Origin of the sequence: Phenylobacterium sp. J426 (genome assembly GCF_024699945.1) — a bacterium.
In the GTDB taxonomy this organism is placed as follows: domain Bacteria; phylum Pseudomonadota; class Alphaproteobacteria; order Caulobacterales; family Caulobacteraceae; genus Phenylobacterium.
This window is the reverse complement of sequence record NZ_JAJOMY010000001.1, coordinates 2653952-2676511: the sequence shown is the minus strand read 5'-3', so window position 1 is coordinate 2676511 and position 22560 is coordinate 2653952. Positions and strand designations below refer to the sequence as shown.

Annotated in this window: 21 protein-coding genes and 3 pseudogenes; 9 read left to right on the top strand and 15 right to left on the bottom strand. The window is 68.5% G+C overall.

The genetic code is table 11. The features are described from left to right. Positions 1 to 137: 137 nt before the first annotated feature. The 8 genes and pseudogenes from LRS10_RS14115 to LRS10_RS14080 all read right to left on the bottom strand — a co-directional run bounded on the left by LRS10_RS14115 (position 138) and on the right by LRS10_RS14080 (position 8296). Complete coding sequence (locus LRS10_RS14115; RefSeq protein ID WP_257839169.1) at positions 138 to 545, bottom strand: enoyl-CoA hydratase-related protein; 408 nt, start codon at positions 543 to 545, stop codon at positions 138 to 140. A gap of 7 nt (positions 546 to 552) precedes the next feature. Continuing rightward, on the bottom strand, positions 553 to 936 hold the full coding sequence (locus tag LRS10_RS14110) for an enoyl-CoA hydratase-related protein (RefSeq protein WP_257837833.1): 384 nt from the start codon (positions 934 to 936) through the stop codon (positions 553 to 555). Continuing rightward, on the bottom strand, positions 936 to 1715 hold the full coding sequence (locus LRS10_RS14105; RefSeq protein WP_257837832.1) for an SDR family NAD(P)-dependent oxidoreductase: 780 nt from the start codon (positions 1713 to 1715) through the stop codon (positions 936 to 938). Before LRS10_RS14105 ends, LRS10_RS14110 begins: the two co-directional genes overlap by 1 nt. Before the next feature lie 66 nt (positions 1716 to 1781). Further along, positions 1782 to 4954, bottom strand: a pseudogene (locus tag LRS10_RS14100) (efflux RND transporter permease subunit). A gap of 4 nt (positions 4955 to 4958) precedes the next feature. Further along, complete coding sequence (locus tag LRS10_RS14095) at positions 4959 to 6173, bottom strand: efflux RND transporter periplasmic adaptor subunit (protein WP_257837831.1); 1215 nt, start codon at positions 6171 to 6173, stop codon at positions 4959 to 4961. A 164-nt stretch (positions 6174 to 6337) separates the two neighbouring features. After that, positions 6338 to 7048, bottom strand: a complete 711-nt coding sequence (locus LRS10_RS14090) for a ParA family protein (RefSeq protein ID WP_257837830.1) — start codon at positions 7046 to 7048, stop codon at positions 6338 to 6340. Between the two features lie 164 nt (positions 7049 to 7212). Then, positions 7213 to 7431 carry a hypothetical protein gene (locus tag LRS10_RS14085; RefSeq protein WP_257837829.1) on the bottom strand — a complete coding sequence of 73 codons (219 nt, stop codon included), beginning with the start codon at positions 7429 to 7431 and terminating at the stop codon, positions 7213 to 7215. A gap of 100 nt (positions 7432 to 7531) precedes the next feature. Beyond that, positions 7532 to 8296, bottom strand: coding sequence for a competence/damage-inducible protein A (locus tag LRS10_RS14080; protein ID WP_257837828.1), 765 nt, complete (start codon positions 8294 to 8296; stop codon positions 7532 to 7534). Between the two features lie 60 nt (positions 8297 to 8356). Between LRS10_RS14080 and sfsA the strand changes: the two genes are divergently transcribed. Beyond that, entirely contained in the window at positions 8357 to 9076 is a 720-nt protein-coding gene (gene sfsA / locus LRS10_RS14075; RefSeq protein WP_257837827.1) for a DNA/RNA nuclease SfsA, read from the top strand. Here the strand turns inward: sfsA and LRS10_RS14070 are convergent. After that, the gene (locus tag LRS10_RS14070) at positions 9057 to 9758 is read right to left on the bottom strand and encodes a DUF4336 domain-containing protein (protein WP_257837826.1); all 702 of its coding nucleotides are present in this window, start codon (positions 9756 to 9758) and stop codon (positions 9057 to 9059) included. The two genes, sfsA and LRS10_RS14070, sit on opposite strands and share 20 nt — an antisense overlap. Next, on the bottom strand, positions 9755 to 11857 hold the full coding sequence (locus tag LRS10_RS14065; RefSeq protein ID WP_257837825.1) for a S9 family peptidase: 2103 nt from the start codon (positions 11855 to 11857) through the stop codon (positions 9755 to 9757). Before LRS10_RS14065 ends, LRS10_RS14070 begins: the two co-directional genes overlap by 4 nt. Positions 11858 to 11994: 137 nt before the next feature. On the opposite strand from LRS10_RS14065, the gene map reads away from it, so the two are divergent. The 7 genes and pseudogenes from map to LRS10_RS14030 all read left to right on the top strand — a co-directional run bounded on the left by map (position 11995) and on the right by LRS10_RS14030 (position 19402). Continuing rightward, entirely contained in the window at positions 11995 to 12816 is an 822-nt protein-coding gene (map, locus tag LRS10_RS14060) for a type I methionyl aminopeptidase (protein WP_257837824.1), read from the top strand. 4 nt (positions 12817 to 12820) lie between these two features. Next, the gene (locus LRS10_RS14055; RefSeq protein WP_257837823.1) at positions 12821 to 13144 is read left to right on the top strand and encodes a hypothetical protein; all 324 of its coding nucleotides are present in this window, start codon (positions 12821 to 12823) and stop codon (positions 13142 to 13144) included. Positions 13145 to 13227: 83 nt separating this feature from the next. Then, positions 13228 to 14107 (top strand): annotated as a pseudogene (locus tag LRS10_RS14050) (ABC transporter ATP-binding protein). A 19-nt stretch (positions 14108 to 14126) separates the two neighbouring features. Further along, the gene (locus LRS10_RS14045; protein ID WP_257837822.1) at positions 14127 to 17714 is read left to right on the top strand and encodes an ABC transporter permease subunit; all 3588 of its coding nucleotides are present in this window, start codon (positions 14127 to 14129) and stop codon (positions 17712 to 17714) included. A gap of 215 nt (positions 17715 to 17929) precedes the next feature. After that, complete coding sequence (locus tag LRS10_RS14040) at positions 17930 to 18466, top strand: DUF4402 domain-containing protein (RefSeq protein WP_257837821.1); 537 nt, start codon at positions 17930 to 17932, stop codon at positions 18464 to 18466. Between the two features lie 38 nt (positions 18467 to 18504). Continuing rightward, positions 18505 to 18987 (top strand): annotated as a pseudogene (locus LRS10_RS14035) (RadC family protein); the annotation flags it as partial. 94 nt (positions 18988 to 19081) lie between these two features. Continuing rightward, positions 19082 to 19402, top strand: coding sequence for a hypothetical protein (locus LRS10_RS14030; RefSeq protein ID WP_257837820.1), 321 nt, complete (start codon positions 19082 to 19084; stop codon positions 19400 to 19402). Between the two features lie 37 nt (positions 19403 to 19439). Here the strand turns inward: LRS10_RS14030 and LRS10_RS14025 are convergent, their stop codons facing one another. The 5 genes from LRS10_RS14025 to LRS10_RS14005 form a co-directional block, all read right to left on the bottom strand. After that, positions 19440 to 19619, bottom strand: a complete 180-nt coding sequence (locus LRS10_RS14025; protein ID WP_257837819.1) for a hypothetical protein — start codon at positions 19617 to 19619, stop codon at positions 19440 to 19442. After that, positions 19588 to 20001 carry a hypothetical protein gene (locus tag LRS10_RS14020; protein WP_257837818.1) on the bottom strand — a complete coding sequence of 138 codons (414 nt, stop codon included), beginning with the start codon at positions 19999 to 20001 and terminating at the stop codon, positions 19588 to 19590. Before LRS10_RS14020 ends, LRS10_RS14025 begins: the two co-directional genes overlap by 32 nt. Positions 20002 to 20077: 76 nt before the next feature. Further along, positions 20078 to 20575, bottom strand: coding sequence for a hypothetical protein (locus LRS10_RS14015; protein WP_257837817.1), 498 nt, complete (start codon positions 20573 to 20575; stop codon positions 20078 to 20080). A 328-nt stretch (positions 20576 to 20903) separates the two neighbouring features. After that, positions 20904 to 21254 (bottom strand): hypothetical protein, encoded by a 351-nt coding sequence (locus LRS10_RS14010; protein ID WP_257837816.1) that lies wholly within the window; start codon positions 21252 to 21254, stop codon positions 20904 to 20906. Next, on the bottom strand, positions 21251 to 21739 hold the full coding sequence (locus tag LRS10_RS14005) for a hypothetical protein (protein ID WP_257837815.1): 489 nt from the start codon (positions 21737 to 21739) through the stop codon (positions 21251 to 21253). The genes LRS10_RS14010 and LRS10_RS14005 overlap by 4 nt, the downstream gene beginning before the upstream one ends. Before the next feature lie 402 nt (positions 21740 to 22141). Between LRS10_RS14005 and LRS10_RS14000 the strand changes: the two genes are divergently transcribed. Beyond that, positions 22142 to 22381: a hypothetical protein gene (locus tag LRS10_RS14000; RefSeq protein ID WP_257837814.1), complete on the top strand. Its 240-nt coding sequence runs from the start codon at positions 22142 to 22144 to the stop codon at positions 22379 to 22381. The last annotated feature ends 179 nt before the right edge of the window (positions 22382 to 22560 follow it).

Below are 22560 nucleotides of genomic sequence, written 5' to 3'. Positions count from 1 at the left end.
CGCTGCGGTGAACGTGCAGCCAGCTCAGACGGCCGTCGGTCACCCTCTGCAGGGCCGCCCCACTCTGCTTCCCATCTTCGACATCAGCCACTCCGGCACCTTTGCGCAGCGGCGAGCCGGACGCCAGACGGCAAACCTCAGACGAACTTCGGCTTCCGCTTCTCGCGGTGCGAGGCGAGCCCTTCCGCTGCCTCGGGGCCGGTGAAGCCGAGCATCTCGAGCGCCGCCGAGGCGTCGAAGGTCGGGCCGGCCTGCCGCAGCCAGTTGTTCAGCGACAGCTTCGTCCAGCGGATCGCCTGCTGGGCGCCGTTGGCGAGCTTGGTCGCCACCTCCAGCGCCTTGGCGTCGAGGTCGTCGTCCGGCACGCACAGCGACACCAGCCCGATCCGCTCGGCCTCGGCGCCGCTCAGCGGATCGCAGGTCAGCAGGTAGTACTTGGCCTTGGCCATGCCGCACAGCAGCGGCCAGACGATCGCCGCATGATCGCCGGCCGCGACGCCGAGCCGGGTGTGGCCGTCGATGATCTTGGCCTCGGGCGTGACGATCGAGACGTCAGCCAGCAGCCCGCAGACCAGCCCCGCCCCCCACCGCCGGCCCGCGCATCGCGCTGACCACCGGCTTCGAGCAATTGATCACGTTGTAGACGATGTCCCGGGCCTCCTTGAGGATCCGGACCCGCATCTCGAAGTCGTCGACGATCTTCTGGATCATCTCGAAGTCGCCGCCGGCCGAGAACGCGGCGCCCTCGCCGGTCAGGATCGCGCAGCGCACCTCGGGGTCGTCGTCGATCGTCCGCCAGATCTCGGCCAACTCCCAGTGCATCTGCTGATCGGTGGCGTTGAGCTTGCCGGGATTGCTCATGACGATCCGCAGCACGCCGTCAGCCGGGCGCTCGAACTTCAGCCGCACGTAGCGGGCGTAGCGGTCCCCGCCCATCAGAAGATCGTATAGCCGCCGTCGATGACGAAGCTGTCGCCGGTGTGGAACTTCGAGGCGTCGGACGCCAGGTAGACCGCGATGCCCGAGAAGTCCGCGCCTTCGCCCCAGCGCCGCATCGGCACGCGGCCGATGGCCTTGTCGTTGAACTTGTCGTTGGCCTGCAGGCCCTGGGTCATGTCGGTGGCGATCCAGCCGGGCAGGATCGAATTCGCCCGGATGCCGTAGCGGGCGTATTCGACAGCCAGGCCCCGGACCATCGACAGCACGGCGCCCTTGGTCGAGGCGTAGGCCTGGTTGCGGGGCGCGCCGTGGATCGCAGAGGTCGACGAGGTCACCACCAGCGACCCGCCGGGGTCGCCCGCCTTCGCGCGCTCGACCATGTGCTTGGCCGCCTCGCGGAAGGTCCAGAAGACCGCATCCAGGTTCACCGTCGTGACCCGGCGCCACTTCTCGGTGGTCATCTCCTCGAACGGCGCGCCGCCGCCGATGCCGGCGTTGGCGCACACGAAGTCCAGCCGGCCGAAGGTCTTCAGCACCTCGGCGACGCCGGCGACGATGGCGGCCTCGTCGGCCACGTCCACCTGCTGCACCAGCACCTCGCCGCCGTAGGCCTTCAGCGTGGCTTCGGCCTTGGCGTTCTTCTCCGGGTTCTGGCCCCAGATGGCGACCTTGGCCCCGGCCGCGGCCAGGCCCTCGGCCATGCCTAAGCCGATGCCGCCGTTGCCGCCGGTGACCAGCGCCACCTTGCCGGTCAGGTCGAACGGTTTGAACGCCATGCTCGTCTCTCCCCTTGGATGTTTGCGCGTCACTTGCGCGGGCGACCCAGGGGAGGTCAAGCGGCCCTACTCCGCGGGCGCCTCGACCGCCTGGTGTCCGCGCCGGCGCATCAGCCGCTCCGACAGCCCGCGGCACAGCACGTAGAAGGCCGGGGTGAACAGCAGGCCGAAGGCGGTGACCCCCGCCATGCCGAAGAACACCGCCGTCCCCAGGGCCTGACGCATTTCCGCCCCGGGCCCCGTGGCGATCACCAGCGGCAGCACGCCCAGGATGAAGGCGAAGGAGGTCATCAGGATGGGCCGCAGGCGCGTTCGCGCCGCCTCGACGGCCGCGCTCCAGCGGTCGAGCCCGCGGTCCTCGGCCTGCTTGGCGAACTCGACGATCAGGATGGCGTTCTTGGCGGCCAAGCCGATCAGCACCACCAATCCGATCTGGGTCAGGATGTTGTTGTCCTGGCCCCTGAGGTTCACGCCGAGGATCGCCGCCAAGAGGCACATCGGCACGATCAGGATGATCGCCAGCGGCAGGGTCACGCTCTCGTACTGCGCCGCCAGCAGCAGGAAGACGAACACCACCGCCAGGCCGAACGCGATCGGCCCGGTGTTCCCGGCCTCCTTCTGCGCGTAGGCGAGTTCGGTCCATTCGGTGCCGAAGCCTTCCGGCAGTCGCTCCTCGGCCATCTTCTCGACGGCCGCCAGCGCCTGTCCGGACGAGGCGCCGGGCTTGGTGTCGCCCTGCAGCTCGGCGGCCGGATAGAGGTTGTAGCGGACCACGCGATAGGGGCCGGAGTCGTCCCGGACGGTGGCGAGGGCGCCCAGCGGCACCATGGCCCCGCTGTCCGACCGCGTCTGCAGCCGCATGATGTCCGAGGCCTCGTCGCGGAACGGCGCATCAGCCTGGGCGGTCACGCGATAGGTCCGGCCGAGATAGTTGAAGTCGTTGACGAACGCCGAACCCAGGTAGGTCGACAGCGTGTCGAACACCCGCTCGGGGGTACGCCGGCCAGCTCCGCCTTGTCGCGGTCGATCTCGGCCCAGAGCCGGGGCGTCGAGGTGTTGAACAGGGTGAAGACGCTCGTCAGCTCGGGCTTCTGGTTGCCCTGCATCATCAGGTCGACGGTGGCCTGCTCGAGCGCGCGATAGCCCATGCCCGCGCGATCCTGGACGATCAGTTTCCAGCCGCCGCCGGTGCCGATGCCCTGGACGGGCGGCGGCTGGATGACCAGCACGTTCGCGCCCGGGATCGACCCCAGCTTCGCCCGCAGCTCGTCCAGCACCTTGGCGTCGTCGATCCCCTGCCTCCCGCGCTCGTGGAAGTCGGTCAGCGTCAGGAAGATGGTGCCGGCGTTGGGCGCGTTGGTGAACGTCGCGCCGTCGAGGCCCGTGAAGGCCGCGGCGTGGATGACGCCCTTGGTGTCCAGCGCCTCGTTCGTCACCCGCCGCACGATGGCGTCGGTGCGGGACAGCGACGAGCCGGGCGGCAGCTGCACCACAGCGATGAAGTAGCCCTGGTCCTGCGCCGGGATGAAGCCCGTCGGCGTGGCGGCGAACCGCCAGACCGTGAGCAGCAGAAGCAGGCCATAGACGATCAGCATCAGCGCCACGCGACGCACCGTGTGGGCGGTCAGCTTGCCGTAGCGCGCGCTGAGCACGTCGAAGGTGTGATTGAACCACTTTCCGAAGCGGACGAAAGGCTTGCGCCAGCCGGTCGGCTCCGGGGCGTGGTGGTCGTGCGGCCGCAGCAGCAGCGCCGCCATGGCCGGCGACAGCGTCAGCGAGACGATGCAGGAGATCACCGTGGCGCTGGCGATGGTCAGTGCGAACTGCTTGTAGAACTGGCCCGAGATGCCGGTGATGAAGGCGGTCGGCACGAATACCGCCACCAGGACGAGGGCGATGGCGATCAGCGCCCCGCCGACCTCCTCCATGGTCTTGTAGGCGGCCTCCTTCGGGCTCATGCCGGCCGCGAGGTTCCGCTCGACGTTCTCGACCACGACGATGGCGTCGTCGACGACGATGCCGATGGCCAGCACCAGGCCGAACAGCGAGAGGCTGTTCAGCGAGGCTCCGAAGCCGGCCATCACCGAAAATGCGCCGACCAGCGACACCGGGATCGCGATCACCGGGATCACCGCCGCTCGCCAGGTCTGCAGGAAGACGATGACCACGAGGACCACCAGGATCACCGCCTCGATGAGGGTCTTGCGGACCTCCTTGATGTTCTCGGCGACGTATTCCGTGGGGTTGTAGATGATCGTGTACTGGAGGCCCGGCGGGAAGCCCTCGCTGGCCTTCTCCATGGTCGCCTTCACCGCCTCGGCGGTAGCCAGCGCGTTGGAGCCCGGCCGCTGGGCGATCCCGATGACAACCGCCTTCTGGCCGCGGTCGAGATAGGCGTTGATGTTGTAGTCCTGGGCGCCCAGCTCCACCCGCGCCACGTCGCGCACGCGCACCACCTGGCCGCCGTTGGCGCTGATGATCACGTTTTCGAACTGCGCCGGATCGATCAGGCGGCCTTGTGTGGACACGTTCAGCTCGAACGCTGCGCCGTTCTCCGAGAACGGCGGCGCGCCGACCGTCCCGGCCGCCACCTGGACGTTCTGCGACCGCAGCGCCTGGACGATCTCGCCGCCGGTCAGGTTGTGGGCGGCCGCCTTGTCCGGGTCGATCCAGACCCGCATCGCATAGTCGCGCGCGCCGAAGATCTGCGCGTCGCCCACGCCTTCCAGCCGGGCGAGCTGGTTGCGCAGCTGCAGGGTCGCATAGTTGGAGATGTACTCGGGGCTGCGCGAGCCGTCCGGCGAGAACAGGTGGATGACCATCAAGAGGTCGGGCGCGGCCTTGCGCGTTACGACGCCCAGGCGGCGCACCTCCTCCGGCAGCCGGGCCTCGGCCGAGGCCACCCGGTTCTGCACCAGCACCTGGGCGGCGTTCAGGTCCGTCCCCAGCTTGAAGGTGATGGTGACGGTCAGCCGCCCGTCCGAGGTCGACGAGGAGGACATGTAGAGCATGTCCTCGACGCCGTTGATCTCCTGCTCCAGCGGCGTGGCCACCGTGTCGGCGATGACCTCGGCCGAGGCGCCGGGATAGACCGCGTTCACGGTGATCGTGGGCGGGGCGATCTCGGGATATTGGGCGATCGGCAGCGTCGGGTAGGCGAACAGGCCCACCAGCACGATGATCACCGAGATGACGGCCGCGAAGATCGGCCGGTCTATGAAGAAGCGGGAGAACCGCATGCCCTTACTCCGCGCCGTCGGCGGCGGTCGCCTGGGCCGCGGGCTGGGTCAGCACCCCGGGCGGCTTCGGCGCGGTCGGCGCGCTGGCGACGATCCGGCCGGGCTGCGGCACGACCTTGTCGCCCGGGCGCACGCGGTGCTGGCCCTCGATGATCACCCGGTCGGCGGATGTGAGCCCAGCGCGGATCACGCGCAGGCCGTCGACGATGGGGCCGAGCTCGACCTTGCGGGGCTGGACCGCGTTGCCGGCGCCCACCACCAGCACGATCTTGTCCGACTGATCGGCCATGACGGCGGCGTCCGGCACCAGCATGGCGTTGTAGGCCCCCGAGCCCAGCAGGCGCATGCGGCCGTACATGCCGGGCGTCAGGAACAGGTCCGGATTGCGCACCACCGCCCGCCCGCGGATCGTGCCCGAGCCGGTGTCCAGCGCATTGTCGACGAAGTCCATCTGGCCGCGCCAGGCATAGCTGGTCTCGTCCTGCAGCTGGATCTCGACCGGGTTCGAGGCGATGCGCGAGCTGATCCGCGTACCCTCCCGGTTCTGCCGCTGGTACTTCAGGTAGACGCCTTCCGAACCCGAGAAGGTGAAGTGGATCGGGTCCAGCGAGACCACGGTGGTCAGCAGGCTGGGCTCCGCGCCGGCGGCGCTCACCAGGTTGCCGACGTCCACCCTGCGGTCGGAGACCCGTCCGGCGATCGGCGCGGTCACGCGGGTGAACTGCACGTCCAGGGCGCGCGCCTGCTCGGTCGCGCGGGCGGAGGCCACGGCCGCCTCGGCGGCGCGGCTCTCGGCCAGTCGCGCGTCATAGGACGACTTCGAGACGAAGCCCGTCTCCAGCAGCTTCTGCGCCCGGTCCAGCTCCAGCTTCGCGCGGGCCGCCTGCGCCTCGGCCTGACGGGTCTGGGCGCGGGCCTGCGCCAGCTCGGCCTCGTAGGGACGCGGATCGATGACGTAGAGCAATTGGCCCTGCTTCACGAGATCGCCGTCGCGGAAGTGGATCGAGCGGACGTAGCCCGAGACCCGCGGGCGGACGTCCACCTCCTGCATCGCCTCGAACCGGCCGACGAACTCGTCCCAATCCACGACCTGCCGCTGGAGGGGCGCCGAGACCGACACCGGCGGCGGACCCTGGATCGGCTCCGCCTGTTTGGGCCCGCAGCTTGCGAGCACCAGAGACACCAAGGCCACAACGGCCGTGCGGACCGTCCCCGACATACGAACCTCAACACCAAGCAGGATTGTTTTCGGCGCCCGCCCGTCAGCGGCAGCGCTCGTTGTGGCTTAGCTGGGCGCCCGAACCCTTTGTGTCCAGACCCCGGCGCTTCCGTGGCGGAAATTTATCTTCCGGCGTTCAGAGAACGCGTCGCGGGCCGCCGGCGTCAGCCGATCGGGAGCAGCTTCAAGCCGGCCGCTCGGCGAAGGTCGTCGTTGGCCGTTCGCATCGGAGCCCGGCCTTCGCCGTTCAGCTGGCGCCAGACATGGGCGAACAACTCCCGCACCTCCGCCGCCGCCGCGCCGTCGGGATCCATCTCCAGCACCGAGCGGGCCTGGGCGAACGCGGTCTGGTAGATCACCCGCGCCCGGAGCGCCGTGGGAGCCACCGGCAGGCTGGCGAACCGCAGGGCCTCGAAGGCCTTCAGCACGCCGGGGGGCTCGACGCCATTCCGCGCCGGGGCGCACTGGTTGAGCACGATCAGCCCCTCGCGACCGAGGCGCTGGATCACCGCCACCGAAAGCACGGCGGCCGCGAGGTCCAGGTACGTCGGCCGCGCCACCGCGAGGCACAGGTCCGCCACCTTCACCGCCTCGGCGACGTCGGCCTCCGGCGCCGCCGGGGTGTCGATGATCAGCAGCTCGACGCCGGCCCGCGCGCAGGCCTGGGTCAGGGCGAACAGCTTCGCGGCGCTGGTCTCGAACAGCACCGAGGCCGCCTCCTCACGCCCCTTGAGCACTTCGCAGGCGCTGCGCATCGGATCGGCGTCGGCGAGCACCGCTTTCACGCCCATGGCGCGCGCGGCCAGCGTCAGGTTGACGGCAAGCGTCGTCTTTCCGGCGCCGCCCTTGCGGGACATCACGGCGAGGGTCTTCACTGGGCCGCCCCATTCCACCCCAGGGACGCCGCGGGCGCCCGTCCGGCCAGGGGCGATCTACTCGGCCGTCGCCCTCAAGCACGGCCATTTGCGCACAAGTTATCCACAGCGCAAAGAGGGGCCTTCATGGCCCCTCGCAATCACAGGTCGCGCCGGATCGGGCGCTACTGCCCCAGCATCGGCCGGTTGCGCTGGCTCTTTTCCAGATTGTCGCGGTCTTCCTGCTTGCGGCGTTCCCACTCGCTCTTGGTGGCGCACACCTTCTTCGGCAGGCGCGAACCCGCCGCCGCCTCGTTCTTGCAGATCACCGGATCCTTTTCGGCGGTGTCGGTATTCGCCGCGGCGGGCGCGCCCTGGACCAGCAGCAGGCTCGCGGCCAGCATCGAAACGATCATCTCACCTTCCCCACAACAGGAACTCTGATTTCACGATAGTCGAACGGAGGTTGCGCAACAAATCAACCTGTCGTCGCAGGGCGGACCTCTAGGCCTCCACCTCTCGGGCTCCGGCGATCCCCGAGGCCTCAAGCGTCGCGATAAGCTCGCCGACCACCGCCTCGACCTCCGCCGGGTCCCGCCCCCGCAGGACCAGGTTGGAACCGTAGCCCTCGGGCGTGAAGAACGGATAGCTGCCCAGCGACATGTTGGGGTGCGCCTTGGCCACGATCTCCAGCGGCGCCGCCAGGGCTCCCTCGCCGGAGCCTTCGACCCGCACGGTGCGCGACACCACCGGACGTCCGCCGCGCAGCCGCGGCCCGACGTCCTCCAGCATGCCGCGCATGATCTGCGGCACGCCGGCCAGCACGAAGACGTTGCCGATGGTGAAGCCGGGTGGTCCCTGCACCGGGTTCTTCACCAGGTCCCCGCCCACGGGCACCCGCGCCATCCGCCGTCGCGCCGCATTGAGCTGGTCGCCGAACCGGGCCTCCATCATGGCGATGATCTCGGGGTGCTCGAAGAGTTCGACGCCGAAGGCCGCCGCCACCGCGTCTGCGGTAATGTCGTCGTGGGTCGGGCCGATACCGCCGGTCGTGAGCACATAGTCATAGCGGCGGCGCAGGGCGTTCAGCGCTTCGACGATCTCTTCCAGCACGTCGGGCACGACCCGCACCTCGGCGACGTCAACGCCCAGGACGCCCAGGTACCGGGCGATGTCGCGGAGGTTGGTGTCCTGGGTCCGGCCCGAGAGGATCTCGTCGCCGATGATCAGCACCGCGGCCCTGACCTGTTCCTCGCTGTCGCTCGCCATCCGCCGCGCCTCGTCCTACATGCCTGCCCGCATCGTCAGAGAACCGGACTAAAGCCTTCCATGGACTTCCCGCAACCGCTCGTCCGCGGCCGCCTGGTGCAGCGCTACAAGCGCTTCTTCGCCGACGTGGTGCTGGACGACGGCACGGCGCTCACCGCCCACTGCCCGAACCCGGGCAAGATGCTGGGCCTGAACGCGCCAGGCCTCACCTGCTGGCTGTCGAGATCCGACGACCCGAAGCGCAAGCTGGCGCACACGCTCGAGCTGGTGGAAGCCGACGGCGGCGTGGTGGGCATCAACACCCTGCATCCGAACCGGCTGGTGGCCGAGGCGCTGGCGGCCGACGCCATCCCGGAGGTCTCCGGCTACGCCACGCACCGCCGCGAGGTGAAGTACGGCGAGAACAGCCGCGTCGACTTCCTGCTGGAGCATCCAGAGCGCCCGCCCTGCTGGCTGGAGATCAAGAACGTCCACCTGATGCGCGAGCCCGGTCTGGCCGAGTTCCCCGACTGCGTCGCCGCCCGCTCGACCAAGCACCTGCGAGAGCTGGCCGAAATGGCCCAGCAGGGCGACCGCGCCGTCGTGCTCTTCGTCGTTCAGCGCACCGACTGCGACCGCTTCGCCACCGCCGCCGACTGCGACCCGAAGTTCCACGCCGCCCTGCAGGAGGTCGCCGCCCAAGGCGTCGAGGTGCTCGTCTACGGCTGCGAGATCGATGAAAGCCGGGTGACGCTGGCCGGTAGGCTGCCGTGGCGCGACCTCAGACCGCGAGCCACCTGAAGGCGCGCGCGACGACGGCGCCAACGTCATGTACCACCGGCGCGCCATGCGCCACGAGGAGCTTGCTCGAGGGCCACTCCAGGATGCGCCGCACCGCCGCCCGCGCGGCGGGCCGATCGACGAACGCCATCCTGAACTTGCGCGGCACGGCCGGCTCGTCGCCGGTCATGAGGTCGAGCCGCGCGACGAGGGCTCGCCATCCGCGGAACCAGCGCCGGGGAAACTGCTGCAGCAGGTCGGTGAAAAGCACCGTCCCGCTCGGCCGGTGGAAGAAGACCACCTCCGTCGTGATCCGGTTGCCCGGCACCACGACCTGATCGATTTCGGCCGCCCAGGCGGGCGGCGGCAGGTCGGCCAGGGCGGCGTCGATCCGCAGATCGGGGCGCCGGCGCTCAAGCCCAGGGGCGGCATGCAGCGTCGCGCTGGGGAAGGCCGCTTGCCAGTCCGCGAGCCACCTGTCGTGCAGCGTGTTCGGCGCGATCAGGTGGCGCACCTCGCCGAGCGCGGCGAGTTCGTTGCGGAGCCCGTCTGAGAGCGCCACCGGCGACCACACCAGCAGGCCGCCGGCCGCCAGCCGGATCACCGCCATCCGGGTCGGATAGTGGAAGCCGACGACCTCGACCTGCGCTCCGTCGGCCAGCCAGATCTCGGGACCGAACTGACGGAGCGCCGGGGCGGTCACTTCGCCCCCAGTTGATCCAGCACGAACGCGTAGTACTCCGCCGCCTCCTCGTAGCGGCGGAAGCGGCCGGACTTGCCGCCATGGCCGGCTTCCATGTTGACGCGGAAGACCAGCGGATTGTCGTCGGTCTTCTTGTCCCGCAGGCGCGCCACGTACTTGGCGGGCTCGTAGTACTGCACCTGGCTATCCCAGAGGCCGGTGCCCACGAACATCGCCGGATAGGGCTGGGCCTTCAGGTTGTCGTACGGCGAGTAGCTCAGCATGTAGCGGTAGTAGGTCGGGTCCTTGGGATTGCCCCACTCGTCGAACTCGTTCGTGGTGAGCGGGATCGTCTCGTCCAGCATGGTGGTGACCACGTCGACGAACGGCACCTGGGTGACGATCACGCGGTAGTCCTGTGGCGCCATATTGCTGACCGCGCCCATCAGGAGGCCGCCAGCGGAGCCGCCCATCGCGCCCACCCGGTCCTTGGCGGCGTACTTCTCGGCAACCAGGTAGCGCGTGACGTCGATGAAGTCCGTGAAGGTGTTGATCTTCTTGAGCAGCTTGCCGTCGTCGTACCACTGCCGCCCCATGTCCTGGCCGCCGCGGATGTGAGCGATGGCGTAGACCACACCGCGATCCAGCAGGCTCACCGCCGGCAGGTTGAACGCCGGATCGCTGGAGATCCCATAGCTGCCGTAGGCGTACTGGAACAAAGCCGCCGTCCCGTCGCGCTTGAAGCCCTTCCTGTAGACCAGCGAGACCGGAATCCTCGTCCCGTCCCGGGCCGGCGCCCAGACCCGCTCGGTGACGTACTGGTTGGGATCGTAGCCGATCACCGGCGTCTGCTTCAGCAGGGTGCGCTTGCCGCTCGCCAGATCCAGCTCATAGGTCGAGAGGGGTGTCGTCAGCGAGGTGTAGGTGTAGCGCAGCGCCCTCGCATCGGCCTCGGCGTTGGTCCCGAAGCCCATGGTGTAGGCCGGTTCGTCCGCCGCCACGAAGTCCGAGCCGCCGTCGGGCTTCAGCAGCCGCAGCCGCTTCAGCCCGTTCGAGCGCTCCTCGATCGCCGTGAAGGTGTCGAACAGGCGGAAGTCGGCGATGAAGACATCCGGCTTGTGGGGGACGAAGTCGGTCCAGGTGCGCTTGTCGCCGAACCGGCCGTCCGGCGCCTGCATCAGCCGGTAGTTCTTGGCGTCCCAGTTCGTCCGGATCACCCAGCGCCCGCCCAGGTGATCAGCCTGGTACAGGTGGTCTCGCTCCCGCGGCGCCACCACCTGCAATGCGCCTGGCGCGGCGGCCGAGGTGCAGCGCTGCTCGGTGGCCGTCGTGCTCTGCAGGTATATGCAGACGTACTTGTCCGACCGGGTCCGGCCCAGGCCCATGTAGAAGCTGTCGTCCGCTTCCTGATAGACCAGCTTATCGGCGCTGGCCGGCGTGCCCAGGACGTGCGCCTTCACCCGCTTCGAGAGCAGGGTCACCGGATCCTTCTCGATGTAGAAGATCGTCCTGTTGTCGTCGGCCCAGACGATGTCCGGCTCGATGTTCTCGACCGTGTCGGTCAGCACCTGGCCGGTGGCGAGATCCTTCACCTTCAGCACGTACTGCCGCCGCCCGACGGTGTCCTCGGCCCAGGCGAGAAGCCGGTTGTCCTGGCTGACCACCGCCTGGCCGACGTTGAAGTACCCCTTGCCCGCCGCCATGGCGTTCTGTTCGAGCAGGATTTCCTCGGGCGCCGTCATGGCGCCCTTCCGCCGCGCCAGGATCGGATAGTCCTTCCCGGTCTCGAAGCGCGTGTAGTACCAGTAGCCCCGCTCGCGGTAGGGCACGGACGCGTCGTCCTGCTTCACCCGGCCGACGATCTCCTTGTACAGCGCCTCCTTCAGCGGCTTGTTCTTGGCCAGCACGGCGTCGGCGTAGGCGTTCTCGGCGTTCAGGTAGGCGAGCATCTCCGGGTTCTTCCGGGTGTCATCGCGCAGCCAGTAGTATTCGTCGATGCGCGTCCCCGCGGGCGCAGTCACCTCGAACGGCTTCTTGGCGGCCTTCGGCGGCGCGGGCGGCTGCGCCCACGCGGCTCCGGCCAGCAGCGCCGCGGCGGCGGCGAACATCGCGATACGCATCAGATAGTCCCCAACTCGAGCTGGCGCGGACGCTGGCACGAGGCGGCGCCGTTTCGCAAGCCGCCGCCGGGATCGGGAATGGTTGAACTTCCGTGCTAGGATAGCGACATAGGCCCGACCGCCAGCCTGAGTATCCGATGACCGACACCCTCGACGCCGAGCACCGCACCGGCCAGATCAAGCTTCACAAGGCCGAAGACTTCGAAGGCATGCGCCGCGCCGGCCGCCTGGCCGCCGAATGCCTCGACATGCTCACGCCGCACGTCGTCCCCGGCGTGCTGACTGAAACGCTCGACGATCTGGCGCGCGAGTTCATCCTGGATCATGGGGCCATTCCGGCCTGTCTCGGCTACCGCGGCTACACCAAGACCACCTGCATCAGCCCCAACCACATCGTCTGCCACGGCATCCCGGGCGAGCGGGTGCTGCGCGAAGGCGACATCGCCAATATCGACGTCACCGTCATCGTCGACGGCTGGCACGGCGACACGTCGCGCATGTACGGCGTCGGCGACGTAGCCCCACGCGCGCGGCGCCTGGTGGACGTCACCTACGAGGCCCTCGAGCGTGGGCTGGCGGTCGTGAAGCCGGGCGCCACCACCGGCGATATCGGCCACGCCATCCAGGCCTATGTCGAAAGCATGCGCTGCTCGGTCGTCCGCGACTTCTGCGGCCACGGCCTGGGCCGCGTGTTCCACGATGCGCCCAACATCCTGCACTTCGGCCAGCCCGGCGCGGGCGCGGTGCTGAAGGCCGGCATGTTCTTCACGATCGAGCCGATGGTGAACCTGGGCAAGCACCCGGTGAAGCTGCTCTCCGACGGCTGGACCGCCGTCACCCGCGACAAGTCGCTGTCCGCCCAGTGCGAGCACTCGGTGGGCGTCACCGAGGACGGCTACGAGATCTTCACCGCCTCGCCCGCCGGCCTCTTCAAGCCGCCGATCCAGGGCGCCGCCTAGCCCGATGATCCTCAGGATGTGGACCGGCCGCATCCGTACGGCCGACGAGGCGGAGTACGCCGCCTACATCGCGACCACAGGCGGCGCCGCCTACCGCGCCACGCCCGGCAACCTCGGCTGGCAGATGGTCTTCCGCGACCTCGGCGACGGCGTCAGCGAGGTCGCCACCCTCTCCTGGTGGACGGACATGGACGCGATCCACGGCTTCGCCGGCCCGACCCCCGAGATCGCCGTCTACTATCCCGAGGACGACCGCTTCCTGCTCGACCGGCCTCGCCACGTGGAACACCGCCGCGTCGTGGCGGGCGACCCGCCGCCCGCCGGCTGACACAGCGACCAAAGGTTACAACCTCCTCACTTGCCGCCGTAACAGCGCCGTTGCAGCCTCGCTTGCAACGAGGGGTGGCAATCATGCTGACGATCAAGAACCTGACGCACGTCTACGGCAACGGCACGCGGGCGCTGGACGGCGTCGATCTGGAGATCGGCAAGGGGATGTTCGGCCTGCTCGGTCCGAACGGCGCCGGCAAGTCGACGCTGATGTGCTCCATCGCCACCCTGCAGACGCCGACCTCCGGCGAAATCCGCTTCGGCGACATCGACGTCATCCAGGAGCCCGAGAAGCTCCGCCGCACCCTCGGCTACCTGCCGCAGGACTTCGGCGTCTATCCGCGCGTGAACGCCTACGACATGCTCGACCACATGGTGGTGCTGAAGGGCGTCTCCGGCAAGGCCGAGCGCAGGCAGACCGTCGAGGCCCTGCTGCATCAGGTGAACCTCTGGGACGTCCGCAAGAAGGCGGTGGCCGGTTACTCCGGCGGCATGCGCCAGCGCTTCGGCATCGCCCAGGCGCTGATCGGCCGGCCCCAGCTGATCATCGTCGATGAGCCCACCGCCGGCCTCGACCCCGAGGAGCGCAACCGCTTCCTGAACCTTCTGGCCGAGATCGGCGAAAACGTCGTCGTCATCCTGTCCACGCACATCGTCGAGGACGTGGCCGACCTCTGCCCCCCGCATGGCCATCCTCGCCGGCGGCCGGATCCTCAAGGAAGGCGCGCCCAGCCAGCTTATGGCCGACCTCAAGGGACGCATCTGGACCAGGACCATCGACCGCCACGACCTCGACGCCCTGCGCCAGAGCCACGAGGTGATCTCCACCCGGCTGTCGGGCGGCCGCACCGTGGTCCACGTGCTTTCCGAGAGCGCGCCCGGCCCCGGCTTCACGCCCGTCGAAGGCGGGCTGGAGGACGTCTATTTCTCGACGCTGACCGCCTCGCGGCGCGCGGCCTGATCCGAAGGACACCCGCGCCATGTTCGGCAAGATCGCGGCCTTCGAGCTGCGCTACCAGATCCGCCAGCCGATCTTCTGGATCGCCGGCCTGATCTTCTTCCTGCTGGTCTTTGCGTCGGTGACGATCGACCAGATCCAGATCGGCTCCGGCGGCAACGTCCACAAGAACTCGCCTCAGGCCATCGCTGAGACCGTCTTCGTCATGTCGGTCTTCTTCATGTTCGTGGCCACCGCCTTCGTGGCCAACATCGTCGTGCGCGATGACGAGACCGGTTACGGGCCGATCATCCGGTCCACGCCGATCCGCAAGTTCGACTACCTGTTCGGCCGCTTCGCCGGCGCCTATCTGGCCACCGCGCTGAGCTTCCTTTTCGTGCCGCTGGGCATCCTGGTGGGCTCGGTAATGCCGTGGGTCGACCCGGAGACTCTCGGGCCGAACAATCCGGCCTATTACGCCTACGCCTACTTCCTGATCGGTCTGCCCAGCCTGCTGCTGGTCTCGGCGATCTTCTTCGCGCTCGCCACGGCGACGCGCTCGATGATGGCCACCTACGTGGGCGTCGCCGCGTTCCTGGTGCTGTACATCGTGATGAACGCGGCGCTGCGCGATCCCGAGCGCCGCCAGATCGCCGCCCTGGTCGAGCCGTTCGGCTTCGCCGCCTTCGAGCTTGCGACCCGCTACTTCACGGCCGCGGAGTCCAACACGACCCTGCCCGCCTTCGAAGGCCCGCTGCTCTACAACCGCCTGATCTGGCTGGGCGTGGCCGTCGTCTTCCTGGTCGTCGCCTACGCCGTCTTCCGCTTCGAGACCAAGGGCCGGAAGGCGCGGCGGATGGAAAAGCTGCGCGCAGCCGCCGAGGCGGAGGCGCCCGCCGCGCCGGCGGGCCCGCTGCCCGCGCCGACCTACGGCGCCGCCTCGGCCTGGGCCCAGCTGCGAAAGCGGACGCGCTTCGAAATGGGCCAGGTGTTCAAGAGCCCGGCCTTCGTCGTCCTGCTGCTGCTCGGCCTGTTCAACTCGGCGGGCAGCCTGTTCCTCGGGGCCGAGCGCGGCGGGACCGACATCTTCCCGGTGACCAGTTGGGTGATCCAGACGCTGAACGGCGCCTTCACCCTCGTGATCATCATCATCGCCATCTACTACGCCGGCGAGCTGGTCTGGCGCGAACGCGACCGCAGAACCAACGAGATCGTCGACGCCACCGCCGTGCCCGACTGGGCCTTCCTCGTCCCCAAGACGCTGGCCCTGGCGCTGGTCCTGTTCGCCACCCTGGCGGTCAGCGCCGTCGCCGGCGTCATCGTGCAGCTCTCCAAGGGCTACACCGACATCGGACTCTGGCAGTACCTGGCCTGGTACATCGTGCCGAACGCCGTTGACTGGACCCTGCTGGCGGTGCTGGCGATCTTCTTCCAGGCCGTCACGCCCCACAAGTTCATCGGCTGGGGACTGATGCTGCTCTACCTGATCGCCTCGATCACGTTCGGCAACATCGGGCTCGAGCACAACCTCTACAACTACGGCGGCTCGCCCGCGGTGCCGCTTTCCGACATGAACGGCCAGGGCGACTACTGGAAGGCGGCCGCGTGGTTCCGCGCCTACTGGAGCGCCTTCGCCATCGTGCTCCTGGTGCTCTCCTACGGCCTCTGGCGGCGCGGGACCGAGACCCGGCTGCTGCCGCGGTTGAAGCGTCTGCCACGCCGGCTCGCCGGCCCCGCCGGCGTCGTCGGGGCGGTGGCCATCGCGGCCTTCGCCGGGCTCGGCGGCTGGATCTTCCTCAACACCAACGTCTGGAACGAGTATCGCACCGCCCTCGAGCAGGAGAAATGGCAGGCCGACTACGAGAAGGCCTTCCTCAAGTACGAGACCCTGCCGCAGCCGTCCCTGACGGACGTCGTCCTGAACCTCGACCTGGATCCTGGCGCGCCGCGGCTGGTGACGAAGGGGCGCTATGCGTTGGTCAACGACAGCGGAGGCCCGATCCGCGACATCCACATCCGCCTCGACCGCGACACGCGGGCCGAGCAGCTCACGCTCTCGGCGCCGGCGAAGATGCAGGCTTTCGATCGCTTCAACTACCGGATCTTCACCCTCGACCAGCCGCTGCAGCCGGGTCAGACCGCCACGCTCGAATTCACCACGGTGATGCAGCAGAGGGGCTTCAAGAACCGGGGGAACACGACCCGGCTCGTCGACAACGGGACCTTCGTGAACAACTTCGAGTTCGCGCCCATCGTCGGCATGGACCGCCAGCAGACGCTTCGCGACCGGGCCAAGCGCCGGAAGTACGGTCTGCCGCCCGAACTGCGCCCCGCCAGGCTGGAGGACCGTTCGGCCCAGGCCCGCAACTACCTGGCCAACGCCGATTGGGTGAACGCCGACATCACCGTCACCACGGTCGCCGACCAGACCCCGGTCGCCCCTGGCTACAAGGTCTCCGACGTCACGACCGGCGATCGCCGCACGGTTCGCTATCGCACCGACGCGCCGGTGCTGAACTTCTTCTCGGTGCAGTCGGCGCGCTACGCCATCCGGAAGGTCGACCACAAGGGCGTCGAGCTGGCGATCTACTATGACGCCCAGCACCCCTATAACGTGGACCGGATGCTGAAGGCCCTCGAAGTCGGCCTCGACTACTTCCAGGCCGAGTTCAGTCCCTACCAGTTCCGCCAGGCGCGGATTCTCGAGTTCCCGGGCTACGCGACCTTCGCCCAGGCCTTCGCCAACACCATGCCCTACTCCGAAGCGATCGGGTTCATCGCCGACAACCGCGACAAGGAGAAGATCGACTACGTCACCTACGTCACCGCTCACGAACTGGGCCACCAATGGTGGGCCCACCAGGTGATCGGCGCCGACATGCAGGGCGCGACCGTGCTCTCCGAGACCCTGGCCTCCTACTCGGCGCTGAAGGTGATGGAGAAGATCCACGGCCCGGACGGCATCCGGCGCTTCCTGAAGCGCGAACTGGACACCTATCTTCGCAGCCGCGGCGGCGAGGTGGTCGAGGAACTGCCGCTGATCCGCGTCGAGGACCAGGGCTACATCCACTACCAGAAGGGCGGCATCGTCATGTACCTCCTGGCCGACCGCATCGGGGAGGCCAAGGTCAACGCCGCCTTGCGCCAGATCCTGCAGCAGTACGCCTTCAAGGGCGCGCCCTATCCGCGATCGCAGGACCTGGTCGACGCCCTCCGCAGCCAGGCCGGAAGCGATCCCGTCGCCCAGCAGCTGATCACCGACCTCTTCGAGAAGATCACCGTCTACGACCTCAAGACCAAGACGGCCGAGGCGGCCCAGCGCCCCGACGGCCGCTGGGACGTCACGCTGACGCTCGAGGCCCGCAAGATGTACGCCGACGGCCAGGGCAAGGAGACGCCGGCCTCACTTTCGGGCCAGTTGTTCGACGTGGGCGTCTTCACCGCCGAGCCGGGCAAGGCAGGCTTCTCGTCCAGGGACGTGGCCTACTTCCGGCTGACGCCCCTGCAGGACGGCGTCCAGACCGTCCGCGTCATCGTCGACCGCAAGCCAGTGTTCGCGGGCATCGATCCATACAACAAGCAGATCGATCGCAACTCGGACGACAACGCGATCCGCGTGACGGGCGGCTAGGAAGAGTCGCGCGGAAGATCTGTGCCAACCTTTCCCTACCGAAAGTTGCTGCTAGCGCCACAGCTCTACCTTAGAGACCCCGCGAAGGCTCCATTTCGTACCCAAACTGGGGTTTTCCCGGAGTTTCCTTGGCCCGGAACTTGCCCGTAATTCTACGGGTAAGTATGGCCACGCTGCGGACCGGTTCATTCCGGGACGCCCGGGAGTTGATGCCGATGTCGAAATTCGTCCGCCTGGTTCCGTTCACCGCCGCGGTCGCGCTCTCGCTCGCGGCCGCGCCGGCGCTCGCGCAGACCAGCAGCAGCACCTCGGTGACCGGGACGATGAACGTCACCCAGCCGCTGCAGCTGTCGAAGACGACCGACCTGACGTTCGGCACCATCATGCGTCCCTCCTCCGGCTCTGGGAACGTCATCATCGACGCCACCACCGGGGTCCGCACCGTCACGGGCAACGCCACGGGCGTGACCGGTGGTGCGAACGCCACGCCCACCCGCGCAGCCTTCACCGTCACCGGCGAGGGCAACATGAACATCACCGTCACCGTACCCGGCTCGATGACGATGACGCGCGGCGGCCTGGACCCGATCACCGTCAGCCTGAACTCCACCATGGGCGGCGGCCAGCTCAGCGGGCCGTCCGGCTCCACCGGGACCGCCTCGTTCGGCGTGGGCGGCCAGCTCAGCCTCAGCAGCAGCACGCCCACCGGCGCCTACAGCGGCACCTTCAACGTCACCGTCGCCTACAACTAGGCTTGCCAATCTGGAACACATGAGGAACATTCGTCCTCATGCGCGACGCGCCCGGGACAGAGGACGCCTTCGGCTCGCCTGATCTGTGGGCGGGGCCGCCGCTACACGTGCTCGGGCATCGCGACCGTCTGCGCCAGCGGGCCCTCGCCGGCGGCCTCGCCGCCCTGCCCGACTACGAACTGCTCGAGCTGTTCATCTTCCGCTCGATCCCGAAGAAGGACGTCAAGCCGCTGGCGAAGCAGCTGCTCGCCCGCTTCGGCTCGCTGGGCGCCGTCCTGGGCGCGACGCCCGAGGAACTGCGCACCGTCAAAGGCGTCGGGGAGACGCTGGCGCTCGATCTCAAGCTGTTGCACGAGGCGACCCTGCGCACCGCCAAGGAGCAGGTCGCCCGGCGTCCGGTGATCTCCTCGTGGAACGCCTTGCTTGCCTATGTGAAGGCTGCGCTCGCCCACGAGAGCCGCGAACAGTTCCGGGTGCTTTTCCTCGACAAGAAGAACCAGCTCATCGCCGACGAGGTGATGCTATGCCGTTGAAAACACTAGCGGCCGCCCAACTGTTCTCCATCTGTGCCAACCCGTCGCCTCCTAGGGCGATCATCCGAGTCTGACGGCCGCCATGCCCTTCGCTATCCCCGGAATGCACCTTCGCGATAGAACCATCGGCTACATGGCCGAACGGGGCTGGAAACTGCGCGCCAGGTGCGCCTGCGGACACGTCGCAGAGTGGGCGTCTGGTGAGCTGCCGAAGCTGCCGCAGACGGCCACGGTGGGCGCCTTCGCTGAGCGCCTGAAGTGCAGCGAGTGCGGCGGCTCAGAGGGCATCGTCGACGGCCTGGACGACAGGTCCGCCCGGCACGCAGGCTATCGGGCGATGCTTGAGGCGGAAAAGAAGGAGCCCGCCACGGCTGGACCGGGCGGGCTCCTGGGCGACGTCTAGCGTCGCGGGTGTGTGATGCGTAGGCCCGCCGGCGTGGTCATCGGTTCGGCGCGGGACAGGTGATGTCGCGCATGCCTACGGACACCGCCCACCGGCAGATGCGGTCGACCTGGGCCTCGAGGCCCCTGCCCCACGTCAGCACGGCGGCGCTGTAGTCGTTGGCGGCCTTCTCCGACGTCAGGGCCTCATCGGGAACCAGCGGCTCCGGCGCCGACATGAGGTCTGCACGCGGGGGGTAAGCCTGATGCACCTCCGGCTTGCTGTGCGCGCACGCGGCACAGGTAAGCGAGGCGAGCAGCACTAGGGCGGTTGTCGTCTTCCTGGTCATCGGCTTTCTCCAGCTCCCGTTGCAGTTCGGCCATTCGCCGGGCGTCGGCGAGGCATTGTTCGGCGGCGACCTCCTTGGCGGCGGAGTCGATCGTCACGGCGTCAGTGATTGCGGCGACGCGGCGCTCGGCTTGGCGGGCGGCTTCACGGCGCTCCCCGACATGCACGGCGAGCATCCAGGCCAGGGCGAGCAGCAGCAGGCCCACGCCCACCCCGGCCAGGCCCGCGATCAGGCGGTTCGAGCGGATCCAGAGGAACGCGGTGGCGAGCATCCTAGAGCCTTTCGTGCGAGAGGGACGTAGAAGGGCCAGACCAGCGCCAGGAGCAGCAGGAGGAAGGCCCGGCGGATCACCGCCAGCCGCCCGCTTTCAGCCCGGCGAAGAACATCTCGGCCTGGGTCGCGACCTTGGGTCCGTTGCTGTCGGGGTTCACGATCTTCCGGGCGTTGACGAACTGCTGCGTCGTCGGGATCGCGGCGATGTAGGTGTTCAGGCTCTTTCCGGTGAACAGGCCCTTGATCATGCCGATCACGAGGATGCGGGCGGAGATGTCGGGCCTCAGGGCCAGGTCTGGGTTGCGGACCAGCTCGCCGCCCAGGTCGAGCTCGGCGTCGAGCTTGGCATACATCTCCCGACCGGTGATGTGGGCTTGCCCTCGGCCCCGGAAGTCCCAGCCGTCGTTTGAGCCGGGGCGGTTGCCCATGCGGCCGTTGTAGACGTGGTTGGCGAGGCCCTTGGCGTTGCGGACGAAGGGCGCGGCGCTGGCGACGGTGGGGAAGCGGCTCGGCCAGACGGCGCAGATGCGCTCGGCCGTGGTGTAGTTCAGGTTCTCCACGTTCGGGATCATCGCCCCGCCGGTCTCGTGCGCGGCTGTGGCGAGGCAGTAAGCCGCCCAGGACGTGGGGCATTTGCCGGCGGCGGCCGACAGGATGCTCTCGCACCCCCGAACCTCATCCTCGCTCAGCGTCGGGCCGAGCGGCGGGTGCTTGCGGACGTGGTCGAAGAACGCGGCGGGGTTCTGCAGGCCATACAGCGGCTCGGGAGCGGCCGGAGGCGGCGCAGGGGGGCGGCTCGGGGGCCTTGGGGGGCTACTATGGTAGCCCGGAGCCGCGCGAGGGCCTCTCCGGCGGCCCTGTGAGCGTCCTCTGCGGCCTGGAGGTGGTCGAGGGCCTCGCTCACGGTTGCACCCGCTGGCCGAGCGGAAGCTCGCCGTCCTCGGCTTCGGTCACCTTGGCCTCGACCTTCACGTCAGGTGCGGCGGTGATCTGGGCTGTGCCGGCGGCGGGGGCTGGGTGAGCGGCGGCGACCAGCGCCTGCGTCTTCCGCTCGCTGCCAGCCGTCGACCCGAAGAACCACTGGAATGCGGGGCCAACCATGTTCCCGGCGAGGAAGCCGAGCGCGGTGGAGACGAGTTCGCGGTTCTGGTCTGGCACGACCCTGAACATCAGAGCCGCCACGAGCAGGCCGAACATCAGGAGCGACAGCAGAGCAAGAATGGACTGCATCTGAGGGCGAGGCAGGTTCATGGCTTCGCCCTCATCGACCGGCGCTTACCCTCGCGGATTACCGCCTCAGGCGGCTCGCCTGGACCAACGGCCGGCAAGCCGCTCGCCTGCGCCACCTTCACCACGTCTGGCAGCGTCATCATCACGGGAGCCAGACCCGGCTCCTCGCGCAGCTTGTGCTGCGTGTCTTCCACCCGATCCCAGCCGGGCGTCGGCAACGTGGCGCGGAAGAGCCAGACCGCCAGCGCCCAGATCGTGTAGGTGATGACCACCAGAGCCATCATCCCCTCGGCGTTGATGTGGCCCAGACCTTCGGCGCTCTCCGCGATGCTGAAGAAATTCACCGACCTCCAGGTGAACATGACCCCGCAGAGCAGGACGCCTCGACGGACGTACTGCGGTATCGTCATCCAGTTGCGTCGGTGGCGGCTGGAGATGACGTGAATGCTGAAAGCGCCCAGCGCGACAGCGCCGCAGAGCGCCCCTGCGACCATGTCCAGGATCATGGACCGTCTCCGATCTTTCCGACGCGCGCGCTTCCGGCAAGGTCCGTGGCGCGCTTGACGATGGTGGGGGGTGAGCGGGTTGGCCAGCAGGCCGATCATGGCCGAGATGGCGTTGGCGTCCGGGATGCCGGTCAGCCGATGCGCGAGCGCTGAGAAGGCTGAGGCCGCAACCGCACCCACACCGATGGCGACTGTCAGCTCAATGAGGCAGACCCAACTGCCGACGCCTTTCTCACGAGACGCTACGAGGCAGGCGACCCAGCGAGGGCCAGCGTAGATGAAGGCGCCACAACCGCCCCAAAAGGCAGGCAGCAGTGCGGATGCGTCCACATCATCCCCCTCCGATGGTGTTGATACTGTGCGGGTGAAGCGCCCGACGCCGGGCCGGAACGGGAGCGATCTATGAAGGTGCGCGAACTGATCGAAGCGCTCTCGGCGTTCGATCCGGAGTTCCTGGTGATGATCCCGGGCCAGGCCGAGAACGTGGAAGTGCTCGACCAGGTGCTGTTGGACTGGGCCGCGCCTGAAGGCGGACGGCTACAGCTCACCTACCCTGATGAGCCGGGACAGCCGGTCGTACGGATGGTCGGACCGGACGGGCCCGGCGAGGACTACTTCCGGAACACGGCGGTCGAGGACTGACGCTTGACCAGGCAGGTGTACGGTGAGCCTGCTGAGCACGCCGAGTTATCCCCGTCACTGGAAGCCCGCTCGGCAGGCCGGCGCGGGCGAGCACCAAGGCCCGCGCCGGCCACCTTGCTCCCGGACCGCCGTTCAGCTTAGGTGCGCCGTCGGGTAGGAAACACCCCCCGTGCGTACAC

Coding starts and splice junctions, on each gene's coding strand:
- LRS10_RS14110 (WP_257837833.1), bottom strand. CDS start 936: ATGGGCGGGGACCGCTACGCCCGCTACGTGCGGCTGAAGTTCGAGCGC.
- LRS10_RS14105 (WP_257837832.1), bottom strand. CDS start 1,715: ATGGCGTTCAAACCGTTCGACCTGACCGGCAAGGTGGCGCTGGTCACC.
- LRS10_RS14095 (WP_257837831.1), bottom strand. CDS start 6,173: ATGTCGGGGACGGTCCGCACGGCCGTTGTGGCCTTGGTGTCTCTGGTG.
- LRS10_RS14085 (WP_257837829.1), bottom strand. CDS start 7,431: ATGCTGGCCGCGAGCCTGCTGCTGGTCCAGGGCGCGCCCGCCGCGGCG.
- LRS10_RS14080 (WP_257837828.1), bottom strand. CDS start 8,296: ATGGCGAGCGACAGCGAGGAACAGGTCAGGGCCGCGGTGCTGATCATC.
- sfsA (WP_257837827.1), top strand. CDS start 8,357: ATGGACTTCCCGCAACCGCTCGTCCGCGGCCGCCTGGTGCAGCGCTAC.
- LRS10_RS14065 (WP_257837825.1), bottom strand. CDS start 11,857: ATGCGTATCGCGATGTTCGCCGCCGCCGCGGCGCTGCTGGCCGGAGCC.
- map (WP_257837824.1), top strand. CDS start 11,995: ATGACCGACACCCTCGACGCCGAGCACCGCACCGGCCAGATCAAGCTT.
- LRS10_RS14055 (WP_257837823.1), top strand. CDS start 12,821: ATGATCCTCAGGATGTGGACCGGCCGCATCCGTACGGCCGACGAGGCG.
- LRS10_RS14045 (WP_257837822.1), top strand. CDS start 14,127: ATGTTCGGCAAGATCGCGGCCTTCGAGCTGCGCTACCAGATCCGCCAG.
- LRS10_RS14040 (WP_257837821.1), top strand. CDS start 17,930: ATGTCGAAATTCGTCCGCCTGGTTCCGTTCACCGCCGCGGTCGCGCTC.
- LRS10_RS14030 (WP_257837820.1), top strand. CDS start 19,082: ATGCCCTTCGCTATCCCCGGAATGCACCTTCGCGATAGAACCATCGGC.
- LRS10_RS14025 (WP_257837819.1), bottom strand. CDS start 19,619: ATGTCGGCGCCGGAGCCGCTGGTTCCCGATGAGGCCCTGACGTCGGAG.
- LRS10_RS14020 (WP_257837818.1), bottom strand. CDS start 20,001: ATGCTCGCCACCGCGTTCCTCTGGATCCGCTCGAACCGCCTGATCGCG.
- LRS10_RS14015 (WP_257837817.1), bottom strand. CDS start 20,575: ATGATCCCGAACGTGGAGAACCTGAACTACACCACGGCCGAGCGCATC.
- LRS10_RS14010 (WP_257837816.1), bottom strand. CDS start 21,254: ATGAACCTGCCTCGCCCTCAGATGCAGTCCATTCTTGCTCTGCTGTCG.
- LRS10_RS14005 (WP_257837815.1), bottom strand. CDS start 21,739: ATGATCCTGGACATGGTCGCAGGGGCGCTCTGCGGCGCTGTCGCGCTG.
- LRS10_RS14000 (WP_257837814.1), top strand. CDS start 22,142: ATGAAGGTGCGCGAACTGATCGAAGCGCTCTCGGCGTTCGATCCGGAG.